At 45.2% G+C, this 13,516-nt stretch carries 14 protein-coding genes; 10 read left to right on the forward strand and 4 right to left on the reverse strand.

The window, feature by feature from the left end; genetic code table 11:
* Window positions 1–44: 44 nt before the first annotated feature.
* Complete coding sequence (locus C7Y66_RS27220) at window positions 45–677, forward strand: metal-binding protein (RefSeq protein WP_106547973.1); 633 nt, start codon at window positions 45–47, stop codon at window positions 675–677.
* A 32-nt stretch (window positions 678–709) separates the two neighbouring features.
* Window positions 710–1,531 (forward strand): nucleoside triphosphate pyrophosphohydrolase, encoded by an 822-nt coding sequence (mazG, locus tag C7Y66_RS27225; protein WP_106547974.1) that lies wholly within the window; start codon window positions 710–712, stop codon window positions 1,529–1,531.
* 17 nt (window positions 1,532–1,548) lie between these two features.
* On the opposite strand, the gene crtH is transcribed toward mazG, so the two are convergent.
* Window positions 1,549–3,114 carry a carotenoid isomerase gene (gene crtH / locus C7Y66_RS27230; RefSeq protein WP_233222873.1) on the reverse strand — a complete coding sequence of 522 codons (1,566 nt, stop codon included), beginning with the start codon at window positions 3,112–3,114 and terminating at the stop codon, window positions 1,549–1,551.
* Window positions 3,115–3,439: 325 nt separating this feature from the next.
* Between crtH and upp the strand changes: the two genes are divergently transcribed.
* The 3 genes from upp to C7Y66_RS27245 all read left to right on the forward strand — a co-directional run bounded on the left by upp (window position 3,440) and on the right by C7Y66_RS27245 (window position 4,922).
* Window positions 3,440–4,090 carry a uracil phosphoribosyltransferase gene (upp, locus tag C7Y66_RS27235; RefSeq protein WP_106547975.1) on the forward strand — a complete coding sequence of 217 codons (651 nt, stop codon included), beginning with the start codon at window positions 3,440–3,442 and terminating at the stop codon, window positions 4,088–4,090.
* Window positions 4,091–4,147: 57 nt separating this feature from the next.
* Window positions 4,148–4,498: a hypothetical protein gene (locus tag C7Y66_RS27240; RefSeq protein WP_015156462.1), complete on the forward strand. Its 351-nt coding sequence runs from the start codon at window positions 4,148–4,150 to the stop codon at window positions 4,496–4,498.
* 139 nt (window positions 4,499–4,637) lie between these two features.
* Window positions 4,638–4,922, forward strand: coding sequence for a YggT family protein (locus tag C7Y66_RS27245; RefSeq protein WP_015156463.1), 285 nt, complete (start codon window positions 4,638–4,640; stop codon window positions 4,920–4,922).
* Window positions 4,923–5,068: 146 nt separating this feature from the next.
* Here the strand turns inward: C7Y66_RS27245 and C7Y66_RS27250 are convergent, their stop codons facing one another.
* Both C7Y66_RS27250 and C7Y66_RS32125 read right to left on the reverse strand, forming a co-directional pair.
* Window positions 5,069–5,509, reverse strand: a complete 441-nt coding sequence (locus C7Y66_RS27250) for a hypothetical protein (protein WP_015156464.1) — start codon at window positions 5,507–5,509, stop codon at window positions 5,069–5,071.
* Window positions 5,510–5,575: 66 nt separating this feature from the next.
* A complete protein-coding gene (locus tag C7Y66_RS32125) occupies window positions 5,576–5,803 on the reverse strand; it encodes a hypothetical protein (protein ID WP_199197671.1) in 228 nt (75 codons plus the stop codon).
* On the opposite strand from C7Y66_RS32125, the gene C7Y66_RS27255 reads away from it, so the two are divergent.
* Together C7Y66_RS27255 and xylB are read left to right on the forward strand one after the other, a co-directional pair.
* The gene (locus C7Y66_RS27255) at window positions 5,745–6,380 is read left to right on the forward strand and encodes a hypothetical protein (protein ID WP_106547976.1); all 636 of its coding nucleotides are present in this window, start codon (window positions 5,745–5,747) and stop codon (window positions 6,378–6,380) included. The two genes, C7Y66_RS32125 and C7Y66_RS27255, sit on opposite strands and share 59 nt — an antisense overlap.
* 81 nt (window positions 6,381–6,461) lie before the next feature.
* A complete protein-coding gene (gene xylB, locus C7Y66_RS27260; protein ID WP_106547977.1) occupies window positions 6,462–7,928 on the forward strand; it encodes a xylulokinase in 1,467 nt (488 codons plus the stop codon).
* 86 nt (window positions 7,929–8,014) lie between these two features.
* Here the strand turns inward: xylB and C7Y66_RS27265 are convergent, their stop codons facing one another.
* Window positions 8,015–8,593: a hypothetical protein gene (locus C7Y66_RS27265; RefSeq protein ID WP_106547978.1), complete on the reverse strand. Its 579-nt coding sequence runs from the start codon at window positions 8,591–8,593 to the stop codon at window positions 8,015–8,017.
* Between the two features lie 1,610 nt (window positions 8,594–10,203).
* Here C7Y66_RS27265 and C7Y66_RS27270 point away from each other — a divergent pair.
* Genes C7Y66_RS27270 through C7Y66_RS27280 form a run of 3 tightly spaced genes read left to right on the forward strand, consistent with a single transcriptional unit; the run spans window position 10,204 to window position 13,470 of the window.
* On the forward strand, window positions 10,204–11,067 hold the full coding sequence (locus C7Y66_RS27270; RefSeq protein ID WP_106547979.1) for a type 1 glutamine amidotransferase domain-containing protein: 864 nt from the start codon (window positions 10,204–10,206) through the stop codon (window positions 11,065–11,067).
* Window positions 11,068–11,117: 50 nt separating this feature from the next.
* Window positions 11,118–12,824: a thiamine pyrophosphate-binding protein gene (locus C7Y66_RS27275; protein WP_106547980.1), complete on the forward strand. Its 1,707-nt coding sequence runs from the start codon at window positions 11,118–11,120 to the stop codon at window positions 12,822–12,824.
* A gap of 28 nt (window positions 12,825–12,852) precedes the next feature.
* The gene (locus C7Y66_RS27280) at window positions 12,853–13,470 is read left to right on the forward strand and encodes a nuclear transport factor 2 family protein (protein WP_158266006.1); all 618 of its coding nucleotides are present in this window, start codon (window positions 12,853–12,855) and stop codon (window positions 13,468–13,470) included.
* Window positions 13,471–13,516: the final 46 nt, after the last annotated feature.

Here is a 13,516-nt window from a genome sequence, read left to right on the forward strand (position 1 = left end):
GTCCCCCTTGTTCCAATTACGAATAATTAACCCAAAACAAGCCCATGCCCTCTGGTCAAACACACGATCGCATCACTCTCTGGAGTTTACCTGTAGTTGCCGGGATCGCCTTCGGACAAACTCAGAGCGGCAATATTACATTAATCTTATCAGGGGCATATTTATTCAGCGGGCTGATGTTTGGTCCCGACTTGGATCTCTACTCTCGACAGTACCAGCGTTGGGGTTACGCGCGCTGGATTTGGATACCTTATCAAAAAACCGTCAAGCACCGTTCCATACTGTCTCACGGATTCGCGATCGGCACGATCCTACGCCTCATCTACCTTGCTATCTGGTTAAGTATTTTAGGACTTTTCTTTTTGGGAATTGCTCAATTTGTGTGGAATGTGGGATGGCACTGGCAGACCTGGTGGGAAACGGTCAAGCGATCGCTAACTCACCATGCCACCGAATGGATCGCGCTCTGTCTCGGACTAGAATTAGGAGCGATGAGCCACATTATTAGCGATTGGAGCCATTCTACCTATAAACGCCAGCAGAAACAAAAAAACCGCAATCTCCCACCGCAACGTGGCAAAATAGTCAGAAAAAAGGAGACAGGAGATAGAAGAGAGCTGCGGGAGCCCAGGGAGCTGAGGAAGCTGAGGGAGCAAAGGAAAAGTCGTAAGTCGTAATTTATTCGCCAATTACCAATTACCAATTACCAATGACCGATAATAAAACTCTCGCTACCTTACAAGATCTAATTAATGTAGTAGCCAAATTACGATCGCCTGATGGTGGTTGTCCTTGGGATTTAGTCCAAACACCAGAAACATTAATTCCCTACGTTACTGAAGAAGCTTATGAGGTCGTTGACGCGATTCGGAGTGGAGATAAAAATGCGATCGCGGAAGAACTAGGAGATTTACTATTACAAGTCGTTCTGCAAGCCCAAATTGCTTCAGAAGTGGGTGATTTTAGTTTGGCAGAAGTTGCTCAAGGCATTACCCAAAAACTAATTCGCCGCCATCCTCACGTCTTTGGCAATGTCACTGTAGAAAACGTCGAACAAGTGCGGCAAAATTGGGAAGCAATCAAAGCTGCGGAAAAAGGTGAATCGCCAATTGCAGCAGAAAAACTGACCAATAAACTTTTACGATATGCTCGAACACTCCCACCCCTCACCGCCGGAATGAAGATTTCGCGCAAAGCTGCGGCAGTCGGTTTTGAATGGGACAATGTAGAGGGAGTCTGGGAAAAATTTAACGAAGAATTGGCAGAATTTCAACAGGCGATCGCCCATGAATCTCCTGCAAGGCAACAAGAAGAACTGGGAGATTTGCTATTTGTCATTATTAATTTAGCGCGGTGGTACGATCTCGATCCTGATGCTGCCTTACAAGGTACAAATCAGCGTTTTATTCAGCGCTTATCTCAAGTCGAAACATTAGCAGGTCGTCCCCTAACAGATTACTCTTTAGAAGAATTAGAAGCTCTCTGGCAGCGTGCTAAAGCCCAGTTAAAGCAATCAGATAAACTGCCGTAATGCTGCTATTTGTACTGTTATAATCCCAGATCGACAGCAATTCGATGAGCGCAAGCAAACCCCGAAAACGCGACTGCATTCAATCCTTGCCCTGGAAATGTACTATCGCCGACGCAATACAACCCAGGTACAGCCGTGCGATTAAATGGCATTCCTAACAATCCCAATAACTTACGCTGAGGTATGGGTCCATACGTCCCGTCATCTCGTCCTAAAAAGCGGCGATGGGTGCGAGGCGTGCCTACCTCCATATAGTCTAAACCTGTATCTAGACCAGGAAAAATCTTTTCGAGGCGATCGATTACACGTCCGGCTGCATCTTCTTTCTTCTGTTCGTACTGAGTAGGCGATAATCCTTGCCAATCCTCTATCCAGCTAGGAGTAAAAGTGTGGACGATATGATATCCATCAGGTGCTAACTGGGGATCTAGTAAAGTTGGAATCGAAACAAAAATCGTTCCTTCTGCTGCCTCCATCTTGTCCCAATCTTCTAATAAAACGTGATGGCATTCGGTTCCTGGTGCTAACACATCTGCTTTAACTCCCAAGTGCAAATTGAGAAAACCAGGAGATTTTTGATATCTTTGCTGCCATTTCTGTTCCGAGGGAGGCATTTTCTCGGCTGGCAGTAATTTTTCAAATGTATCCCAACGAGTCGCATTAGAAACAACGCGCTTGGCACGATAGACTTCTCCTGATGTCAGTTGTACGCCTACAGCCCGTCCGTTTTCAGTCAGAATATTTGTCACTCTCGCTTCATACTGAATTTTCCCGCCAGCCTTTTCTAACCCCTCTACTAATTTCAGCGCAATTTGACCCACACCCCCTTTGGGGTAATTAATCCCGCCATAGTGTCTGTCTGAAAACACCATCCCTGCATTAATCATCGGTGTCATGTTGGCAGGAACGACCGACCAGATGTAACACTCTATGTCAATAAACTGCAACAGTTGCGGGTCTTTAATATAACGTCGTGCCACATCGCCAACATTTTGAGGCAAATACTTGGCTAAACCCAGACAAGAAAAAGGATGCTGAAAGAAAACTCGCGTCAAATACCGAGGTTCTTCTAACGACAGCAAGTCCATACTGTTGAGACAGTTGAAAACTTTCCAGCATTCGTTGTAAAATTTGCGGATGCCTTGGCGTTCGTGGGGAAAATAGGCTGTCAGTTCTTGCAAAAACTTCTCATAATTGCGGTGAACTTTTAAGTCTAAACCTTTGGGTAAATGATATTGAACTTGCACGGGATCGGGAGTTGTCTCCAGGCTCACATCAACTGCGGCTAAGGCTTTAGTTAATAAGTTAGTCGTTCCTTGCGTGCCGAAGCCAAAAATCATCGATGCCCCAACATCAAAACGGTAGCCTTCTCGCTCGAAGTATCCCGCACTACCACCAGGAATCAAGTAGCGTTCTAATACTAAGACTTTAGCGCCTTTGGCTGCTAGTTGAGTTGCTGTCACCAATCCCCCAATGCCCGAGCCGATGATGATGGCATCGAAGATAGGGGAAGTGTTAGGGGCGCACGGCTGTGCGCCCGTACGGGAGTCGGGAGTCGGGAGTCGGGAAGAAAGAGCAGTCATGAAGGGAGCAATAAAAAGAATGCACTGATTTTACAGTGTACCTCCTCTTGCCTCTTGCCTCGTACCTGCAAAAAAAACAGGGATTAGCCGCACTTGCTGACCAATCCCGTCTGCCGATCCTTAAAGAGAGGAGAACACTTGAGAAACAATATAAACTTGATTGAGAATCAATGTCAATACTAATGCAAGATATTCTCAACTATTGCCAAGATGACCTACCTGATGTAAGGGAGAGTAATTTCGCGTGTCTACCCGTTAGCAAAATTTTGTGTCTCTACAGAGTATGATGATTCAACAATTGCATCACCTTGCCTTCTAGAGATTCATGACATTGCAACTGCGCGTTTACGTTCCTCCCCACCCGTTAATTCAGCATTGGTTGGGTGTTGCTCGCGATGCTGATACCCCTTCTGTGCTATTTAAAAGCGCAATGACAGAACTAGGACGATGGTTGACCTACGAAGCAGTACGCGAATGGTTGCCAACAGAAGAATTAACTGTGCAAACGCCTCTGGCTACTTGTCCAGCAACGATGATTAATCCGACAGTGCCGATCGCGATCGTCCCAATTTTACGAGCGGGTTTAGCATTGCTAGAGTCAGCGCAAACTGTATTACCTTTAGCATCAATTTACCATCTCGGTTTGGTGCGTAATGAAGAAACGCTGGAAGCAAGTTGCTATCTGAATAAATTACCAGCTCAGTTTCCACCTGGGACGCGGGTGTTGATTACCGAACCGATGTTAGCAACGGGAGGTTCGATTATGATGACAATGAGCGAACTGACCAAACGGGGAGTCGATCCGGCGCTAACACGAATTATTTCTATTGTTGCCGCTCCCCCAGCTTTACAAAAATTAAGCGCGGCGTATCCCGGCTTGGTTATATATACGGCAACCATTGACGAAGGAGTGAATAACCAAGGGTTTATCGTGCCAGGATTGGGAGACGCAGGCGATCGCACCTTCGGTACATAAGGTTCAGCACATAAGGTAAGATGCAGCTGGGATCGTATTCTTTGGGATGGTGAGATTGTGAGTCAGCGTGATGGATTTAGCACTGGATTTATCGCCGGGACGATTGTAGGAGGTGTGTTAGGAGGTGCGATCGGCGCACTGCTAGTTACCCAAAGATCGTCAGAACAAGCAGCCGATCCAGATCGACGCAATGCCAATCTAGCCGGATCTAACAACAGGCGATCGCGGCGACAATTTAAAGCTGCTTCGGAACAAAGTATCGAAATTGCCCGCCGCAGCTTAGAAGATAAAATTGCCCAGTTGAATGAGACAATTGACGAAGTACGCTTGACGTTAGGACAAGTCAATGGGGAACGAGTAGGGGATTCCGAGCGCGTCCCGCACCGAGAAGAAGACATCGCGCCCTAGAATAGTATTATTCTATTCAGGTTGCGGATACTAACGGATGATGTCACCCTCAACCAGTTCTCTCCTTTGCTAGTCGCAAAGATCGGTTAGATTGAAAAGAATTGTGACTATTGATATTTGACAGGAAAGTTACCCATCTATGAGTTCAACCCAGCTGCTGGTAAATACACTTGCAACCTTCATCCAAATTTATTCTGTTCTCATTATTATTCGGATTTTGCTGACCTGGTTTCCCAGTATTGACTGGTACAATCAGCCTTTCGCAGCGTTGAGCCAAATTACAGACCCCTACTTAAACTTGTTTCGCTCAATTATCCCGCCTCTAGGTGGGATTGATATTTCTCCCATCTTGGCAATTCTTTTACTCAATTTGGCGGGTAGTTTGGTCGGTGGATTGAGCGGATCTCCGACAATGGGTTTTTAAGATATAACGATTCTCGTTATGATGCGATACATTCGTAGGGGCGCACAGCTGTGCGCCCCCTACAGATCTTGTATTTCATCGAATTGAAAAAGGCTATAGAAGGAAATAGGCAAAAGGAACAGTTTTGCCCGTTACCTGTTCCCTTTTTATTTACGAATTTGGGCAGCAAAACCTGCTGCTTTAAATTGTTTCAACTGTAATGGTAAAGGTTGATTTGCCGGAACGGAAAGTCGCATTTCAAAATCGCTAACTCCTGGTGGGATTTCGGGAATTGACCCCAGACGAGTGCGGTTTTGAATCATCGGGTCGTTGTTAGCGTCGTAAACTCGCCCGAAAATATCAGCATCATAAACAGTTTTATTCGTGGAATTTTCAGCTTTACCAGTGACGATAAAGCACTTTGCTGCCCTGGTGTTACCACCACTTGTCACTGCTCCTGCTGCTAGCTCGGCGGGACACTCATGATAATCAAGATTAGTTAATTTAATTTGAGTCAGGGCATGAGCAGGGGGTATATATAACCAGGGGCTAAACCAGGCGATCGCTCCCACAAAGCAAGAGAAAACTAAAGCCAGAATCCGCCGCATATTTTTAACTGTAATCTTAATCGGGACTAGAACCTCAGCTTACCCTAATCAGTGACTAGTGACCAGTTATCGGTGACCAGTGGTAATTGGTAGTTGGTAATGGGTAATTGGTTGACAGTTGACGGTAATTATTCTTCCTTGTCTGCCTTGTCTCCCCCCTCTGCCTTGTCTCCTCACTCCTCGCCCCTCTGTAATAATTAAGAAAATAGAAATTAGCAGTAACGTGCTATTGGCTATGACTCCAGGTGAGATAGAAGCAGCCTTGCAAGCAGCGATCGCCCGCTGCGATGCCATAAATTGCCCTTTGAATCCACAGCAGCAACAAATTCTGCGGCAAGTGGTGTTGGAATCACTCTGTAAAGAAGGGTTGGTAAATAGCAATCGTCAGGAGTGGCAGGAAATAAATCCTCTAGACGAATTGACTCTCGAACAACGACAAAGTTTTTTACAGTTTGTGAGGGAAAAGGAGCGACAGGAACGACCTTGGAAAGTTCAACTAATGAACGATTGGCTGCAAGAGCGAGATTCAGGCAGCGTCCAATTTATTCGCGATCGCTTTGGCTTATCTTGGCTCAATCGGATCGAACCATCTCATTTTGAAAAATATGTAGAAATTGATGACGAACCGCCAATGAAATTGAAAGTAGGCGATCGCATTGAGGTCTCTAATGCTTTGTGGGAGTGGGTTCAAGATGAAGGACCTTGCAGCCGTCAATGGTTTGTCTGTACCGTGCTTCAAGTTAACGAGGTTCGTAATGGTGAAGATATTATTACTAGTTGCATCATTCGTTTAATAAATACGGGTATGGAGTATGAAATTCAGGGAATTTATCAGTGGAATCGCTATTATTGGCGTTGGCTTCAGAGGTAATATTTTATTTCTCTTCTGAGCTTAAATCGATCGCCATTTTAAAATCGCTAAGATAGGATTTGTGAATTTGGGAAAAAGCGGTTGGCTGACGTTGTTATTGGTTTAGATTTGGGTACGGGAGGGGTGCGAGCGATCGCCGTCGATCTCCAAGGGCAACCGATCGCGCAGACGACGAGAAGCTATCCCCTGTTAACACCACAACCTGGTTGGACTGAGCAAAGCCCTGCTGATTGGGTTGCAGCTAGTCTAGAAGCCCTGTCAGATCTGACGCAAAGGCTAAACGGACATTCAGCGATCGCCCTGGGTTTATCTGGACAAATGCATGGTATGGTTTCGCTCGATGCAGATGGTAAAGCGATTAGACCAGCAATTTTGTGGAACGACCAGCGCACGGGTACAGCGGTTGATGCCATTGAAACTGCAATTGGGCGACAAGAGTTAATTCAACGCACGGGAAATCCAGCAATTACAGGTTTTCAACTGCCGAAGGTGGTGTGGTTGCAGACAGCAGAACCGCAGGCATACGATCGCCTACAGCAGATTCTTTTGCCAAAAGACTATCTTGGATACGTGCTGACAGGGGAGGCAGTGACAGAGCCTTCTGACGCATCCGGTACGGGATGTTTGAATCTAGCGCAGCGGCAATGGGATGCAGACATACTGAATGCCTTGGAGATCGATCTAGGGCTATTTCCTGCCGTAGTTGAATCCACCGCGATCGCCGGACGGTTGAAATCGGAAATAGCTAGTCGTACGGGATTACCTGCTGGATTACCTGTGGTTGCGGGTGGTGGTGACAATGCAGCGGCGGCGATTGGCTTGGGTATTTCGTCTAGTCATTTAAACCGAGGCAGTCTCAGTATCGGTACATCGGGCGTTATTTTTGTCCCGTGCGATCGCCCGATTCCCGATCCTGAAGGGCGAGTACATTTGTTTTGCCATGCTGACGGTGGCTATCACTTACTAGGAGTAACGCTAGCGGCTGGTGGGGCGCTGCGATGGTACAAAGATACATTTGCCTCAAAGCTTGCCTTTACCGATTTGATGGAGATGGCAGAGCGATCGCTACCTGGTGCGCGTGGAGTGCTATTTCTACCCCATTTAGCAGGAGAACGCAGCCCCTACCTCGATCCTGATACTCGCGGGGCTTGGGTTAACCTGTCGTTGGCTCATACACAGGCAGATTTGGTTCGTGCCGTTTTAGAGGGGGTTGCATTTAGCTTGCGAACGGCAATGGAGATCGTTAGTGAGATTACGCCCGTTCATCAACTCTTAGCAACGGGTGGAGGCGCGAGATCTAACACTTGGTTGCGGATTCTGGCAGACATTTTACAAGCAGAACTGATGGCTCCTTCTTCAGAAGAAGGAGCCGCTTATGGAGCTGCTATTCTAGCAATGGTAGGAGTTGGCGCGCATCCAGATTTAGAGGCGGCGTTTGAGATCCTACCCCAGGATAATAAAGTCGTACTGCCAGAAGCAAACCCTGCATACGAAGCAGCATTCGAGCGATACAGCTTACTGTACGAAGCCCTCAAAGCAGTTCGTTAACAGAAAATCATTGTAGGGGCGCAATTGTAGGGGCGCATAGCTATGCGCCCCTACGGTATGTATTCGTCGCGATTCATACCTGTGGTTCAGTCTGGGAAAGCCAAACCAGTCAATGGGTCGCGGATATACAGCCCTAAAGTGAGCGATCGCATCACTTCATCCCAAACGGGTGTTAACTGTTCTGCTTGGTCTGCCCAATAATCGAATGTAATCAAGCATTGAACGTTTGACCCTAAACCGATGCAAGTCCGCGAGAAAGCGTCGCGCGGTTCTTCCTGGGTGTCGATAAACTTAATCTCCGTCCACACAATTCTGGCAGTTTGACGCTTGAGGGTAACAATTTCTCCCTTAGCAATAACGTCACGGCTGTCGTCTTCTACGATCTTCTTCAAGGTAGATTTTAGTGGAAACAGGCTCCAATCACGCGGTGGCAAGCGATTGAAAGACATTTCCAGACAGCAATCATCGTTGGGCGGTTTGCGATCGCGAAACTTGAACGAACTTTCTTGTGGCTCAAAAATCCAATTCTGGGGAACGTTAAAGCGAACAGCCCCCCGATCTGCGACAAAAATTTTGTAACTCGATGGTGCTTCCCAACGATGGTCGGGCTTTAGTTCAAGCGTTTCTTTGATCCACTGGAGATTGGTTTTCTTACGCTTTGCCATAGTGTTTCTGCAAATCTGCTCAAGAGATGCGATCGCTCTTTTTGCTAATGGTATCAACTAGTAAGGTACGTTGTCGCGCCACGTATCACAGGTTGTGTTGCCAAAAGTAGTGACCGTTTGTTAGAAGTCACAATTATAATTACTTGAGAGTCTCACTAGCTTCAATATTTCTTTGCTAGGCTGTACGGCTCGATTAATGGTGAAGAATTTGTATGTCTTTCTAAAAGATACAATCCTTCTGGTGTAATTTTAAACAAAGCTATCGAGTGCAAATGACACTAGTTTAATAGTGCCAATAAAACTATATAAGCAATTGGTATATTATTACTAAATGTGAAATTATTTCAGCATAAAAGAGAGAATGATTTAGAGTGAACGATAGAGAAAACTTAAGTCGTGCCTTGACTGAGTTTTTTAACAACAATCAATTCACAATATTTTCTAAAACTGAATGTTGAGTTGAGATCTAAATATATTTTTAGATTAAAGCTCTCAACGGCTTAGAAATTACTTAGCTCTTTTCAGAACAAAGTCAAATAAACTTCGGTCAAAAATGAATAAAACTTAATTAAGCTCTAATTTAATCAAAACGATATTTGTTAGCAGCTGAAGTTGAGGCTTAAGCGTATTTTCGCTTAAAAATATAAAAGTATTGACTAAACCCTTTGGTTTTTTGGCAATATTATCTATTGCTAATTGCCGATATTTAGCTGACCTACATTACGCCAGAAGCTGAAAATAATTTAGAGCGCTTGAAAACCAAACAAAATAGTCTCTTAGCTCAGGCAATTTCTGAAGAGAATTGACAAAGACTTTTACTAAAATGATAGAGACTATCTGAACTACTAAAGCAAAGTTTCAGTTATTAAAAAACTATGAAATTCAATCAAAATAAACGATCTTGAAATACAATAAGTTACGAGGAAACTTTGATTCAATTGGAGATATCTTTTTTATCATCGCTATAGGTTTAGCACTAGTTTCTAGCATTAAAAGAATATGGTTACAGCATGATTTTTTTATGAAATTAGGCTGCAAATACAAAAAACAAGTATGAATTAAATAAAGGAGTGAGTTCTATTTTAGTAATGGCTTGAGCTAGCATTACTAATTTCATTCGTGCGAATATCATTTTTAGCGAACGAGTTACAACTTTAAAAAAACGTAAGAACAAGATGAATTCTAACTAGATAGAAAGAAGTAGTTGAATTAGATATAAAATATTTGCTGCAACCATTGTGTAGTAGCTGTAGCTATTTCAGCATAAATTTTTAATGAAACTACGACTATACCTGAAACTGAAACGCTCTTTTTTTATGCTCTATTTTCGCAATTCTACCTTTCAATTTTCACACAAACGTAAATTCAAGTTTAATGCGAAGCTCTTACGTTCATAAACATCTAAATTTATTACACCTCTCGACTGTAGGCGCGATATCCAGTAATTGACAGTGATTGAGCTGTGTCTTTTACTCATTGCCTAATTTGGTTGATTCTAAGCTCAGTTAATCAATACTACGTGACTGCCTCAGGAGGGGTACAAGTTATTAGCCATCGCTCCTAGCGAAGTTCGCTCTGTCACAGCAAACTATGTAACCGGAGAAGAAGTCGTGAAAAAAATTCTGTTGGTGCTATCAGAGTGGGGTTATTGGGGAGAAGAACTAATTGGTCCGTTAGAGGCATGTGACGCTGCCGGATATGACATCACATTTCTAACTCCGACTGGAAAGAAGCCAACTCCATTATCAGTCAGTTGCTCGCCAGGTTACATCGATCCACCCTTGGGTAGGTCAGTGACCTCGGAAGAAATGGCTGAAAAAACGCGGCAAGTGAATGAGTCAAATCGATTAGACCGACCCAAAAATCTTGTAAGTTGGATACCTCAGCGACCTTATCCTAGCTCTCCAACTTATCTCAGAGATATGGAAGCTTACTACATGAAGATCGATAAGATCGTTGCCGAGGAACTGGGAGAGTATGATGCTCTCGCGATCGTCGGTGGTAGTGGAGCAATGATCGATCTAGCAAATAATCAGAGACTGCACGAGCTGATTCTTGGCTTTTATAAGCTCAATAAGCCAATTGCAGCCGAGTGCTACGGTGTTGCTTGTCTGGCATTTGCACGAGACTTTAGAGAGAAAAGGAGCTTGATCTGGGGCAAGCACGTCACGGGTCATCCCATTGACTATGATTACTTAGATGGTACGGGCTTTGAAGGTTTTCATGGGGTTGATGGCTCTAATAGAGGATTTGGAGACGGATACATTAACTTTGGTCCTCCCTTCTACCCACTAGAGTTCATCCTTCGCGATGCTGTGGGATTGGATGGTGCTTTTATTGGTAATGTAGGACATCAGACATCGGTTCTTGTTGACTATCCCTTCATCACCAGTCGCTCAACTGCATCTTCTCGCGAGTGCGGTCGCATCTTGGTGCAAGTGTTGGAGAAGGGACTGACTCGCTACGGTTGGTAGCGGTGAGGAAAACGCTGAAAAAGCTATAGGTTCTGCACAAGGCGGAATTGATGATTAATAAAACTGGACGTTTTGCAATTCTGGAGCAATTTCTGGCAGATGGCATCCGTTACATATTTGGTAACCCCGGTACAGTTGAACAGGGTTTTCTTGATGCCCTTTGGGAATACCCAGATCTGAAATACATTTTGACGCTGCAAGAGACTGTTGCAGTGATGGTGGCTGATGGTTACGCGCGAGCAACTCGGAAGCCTACAGTCGTGCAGATACACAGTACTCCTGGTTTAGGGAATGCGATCGGAGCGCTTTACCAGGCAAAGCGGGGTCACTCTCCACTAGTGGTTATCGGTGGAGATGCTGGAATCAAGTATCAAGCAATGGACGCTCAAATGGCAGGCGATCTAGTGGCTTTCGCTAAGCCTGTTACCAAATGGTCAACGATGGTAATGGAACCATCCTCGCTCCTACGGGTGCTGCGGCGGGCGATCAAGATTGCAACCACTCCTCCAACCGGACCAGTGTATGTTTGCTTGCCACAGGATGTTTTGGATGCTCCTGTGGTTGAGGAAGTAAGACCAACTTCGTTTCCCTCCACCAAAGTTATGCCAGATGAAGCAACGCTCAAGACTGGAGCCACAATGCTAGCAGCGGCTCAAAAGCCGATGATTTTTGTGGGAGATGGAGTTGCTTTTTCTGGGGCGCAGGATGAACTGGCTCGCGTTGCCGAACTCTTAGGTGCAGAGGTATGGGAAGCAGATGCTGGTGAGTTGAACATGAGCCATGCCCATCCCCTGTATCAGGGTGCAACAGGACATATGTTTGGCGATCGCAGCTTGCCGATTACGTCTAAGGGAGATGTCAATTTAGTTTGTGGCACTTACCTTTTGCCAGAGGTTTTCCCTGAAAGGGGTAATATCTTTGCTCCTGGTGCAAAGGCGATCCACATCGATCTCAATGCCTATGAGATTGCTAAAAATCACCCTGTCGATCTTGGGATAGTCAGCGATCCTCAACTGACCATTGCGAAGCTGGCGAATATTCTTGAAGCAATCATGACAACAGAACAGAAAGAATCTGCTAAGGCTCGAACTACTGAAATTACTCAAGCTAAAATAGCCAAACATGAAAGTGAGTTGGCACGCGATCGCGCTGTATGGGATGCCGTACCTCTGCATTTATCTCGGTTTATGGCAGAACTGGCAACTCAATTACCAGAAGATGCCATTATCTTTGATGAAGCTTTAACTAACTCCCCTGCGGTTACACGCTATAGACCGACAACGAAACCAGGACACTACTTCTTGACTCGTGGTGGTTCCTTAGGTGTAGGAATACCTGGGGCGATCGGTGTAAAACTTGCTAACCCCGATAAGACCGTCATTGGGTTAACAGGTGACGGTGGGGCTATGTATACTATTCAGGCTCTTTGGTCAGCCGCTCGCCATAACGTAGATGCTAAGTTCATCGTCTGTAATAACAGGTCTTACCGAATCTTACAGTTGAATATCCAAGCTTACTGGAAGGAGCAGGGTATTGCAGAGCATGATTTTCCCTTGTGCTTTGATTTATCTAAGCCAACCATTCGCTTTGACGAAATAGCACGTTCAATGGGAGTTGCAGCAGTCCGAGTCGAGCAGCCAGAAGAGATTGCCCCCGCCATCAAACAAGCTTTATCCCATCAAGGACCATTTTTAATTGAGCTGATCTTAGAAGGTAACGTTCATCCAAATGCGATCGGCGTTAGGTGTGGGCAGTAAGATTTGTCGTACTAGGAAGAGAGATTTTATGCATCAAGAGGCGGACTATCAAAGCAGGCGACAACAGAAAATTACAAGACGAAGAATGTTGCTTGTAACCGGAGCTGGACTCTCAGCACTAGTTTTGAGTAGTTTTAATCCCTTGCAGCTCTCTGCCCAGACTCCTAAGAGAGCCCTGTCATCCAACGATATCTTGGCGATTCAGCAGCTCAATAGCAACTATTTCTATACTCTTGATGCCCTCAAAGAAGGCAATAACGCTGCTAAATGGGCAGATACATTCACGCCTGATGGTATATTCTCGCTAACGAGCGCGGATGGGACAGTTATAGTACAGGCGACAGGGACGCAGGAGTTAATCAATACTTACAATGCCTTTCCTGACGTGCAAACTACTCGGCACTGGAACAATAACCTCCTGATCGAATCTGATTTCGGAGGTGCTAAAGGAGGATGTTATGTCATCGCCATGAATATCCAGAGTATTCCCGCCACAATCGTTAGAACTGGATTATACGAAGATCGATTCGTGAAATTTGGCGAAAATTGGAAGTTTCAAGCTCGAACTCTCATCCTCGATCCTAACGTCCCTGCACCAACGATGAACTATATTCACAATACATCGGACAGAATCAGGCGGCGATAGTGCCGTAGGAACGTAGACTTTGGTAGTTGGGATGAGATTTAATCAA

The sequence above is a fragment of the Chroococcidiopsis sp. CCALA 051 genome (genome assembly GCF_003015105.1).
Classification (GTDB): domain Bacteria; phylum Cyanobacteriota; class Cyanobacteriia; order Cyanobacteriales; family Chroococcidiopsidaceae; genus Chroococcidiopsis; species Chroococcidiopsis thermalis.

Coding starts and splice junctions, on each gene's coding strand:
- mazG (WP_106547974.1), top strand. CDS start 710: ATGACCGATAATAAAACTCTCGCTACCTTACAAGATCTAATTAATGTA.
- C7Y66_RS27255 (WP_106547976.1), top strand. CDS start 5,745: ATGACTCCAGGTGAGATAGAAGCAGCCTTGCAAGCAGCGATCGCCCGC.
- upp (WP_106547975.1), top strand. CDS start 3,440: ATGACATTGCAACTGCGCGTTTACGTTCCTCCCCACCCGTTAATTCAG.
- C7Y66_RS27280 (WP_158266006.1), top strand. CDS start 12,853: ATGCATCAAGAGGCGGACTATCAAAGCAGGCGACAACAGAAAATTACA.
- C7Y66_RS27265 (WP_106547978.1), bottom strand. CDS start 8,593: ATGGCAAAGCGTAAGAAAACCAATCTCCAGTGGATCAAAGAAACGCTT.
- C7Y66_RS27250 (WP_015156464.1), bottom strand. CDS start 5,509: ATGCGGCGGATTCTGGCTTTAGTTTTCTCTTGCTTTGTGGGAGCGATC.
- C7Y66_RS27245 (WP_015156463.1), top strand. CDS start 4,638: ATGAGTTCAACCCAGCTGCTGGTAAATACACTTGCAACCTTCATCCAA.
- crtH (WP_233222873.1), bottom strand. CDS start 3,114: ATGACTGCTCTTTCTTCCCGACTCCCGACTCCCGACTCCCGTACGGGC.
- C7Y66_RS27220 (WP_106547973.1), top strand. CDS start 45: ATGCCCTCTGGTCAAACACACGATCGCATCACTCTCTGGAGTTTACCT.
- C7Y66_RS27275 (WP_106547980.1), top strand. CDS start 11,118: ATGATTAATAAAACTGGACGTTTTGCAATTCTGGAGCAATTTCTGGCA.
- C7Y66_RS32125 (WP_199197671.1), bottom strand. CDS start 5,803: ATGGCATCGCAGCGGGCGATCGCTGCTTGCAAGGCTGCTTCTATCTCA.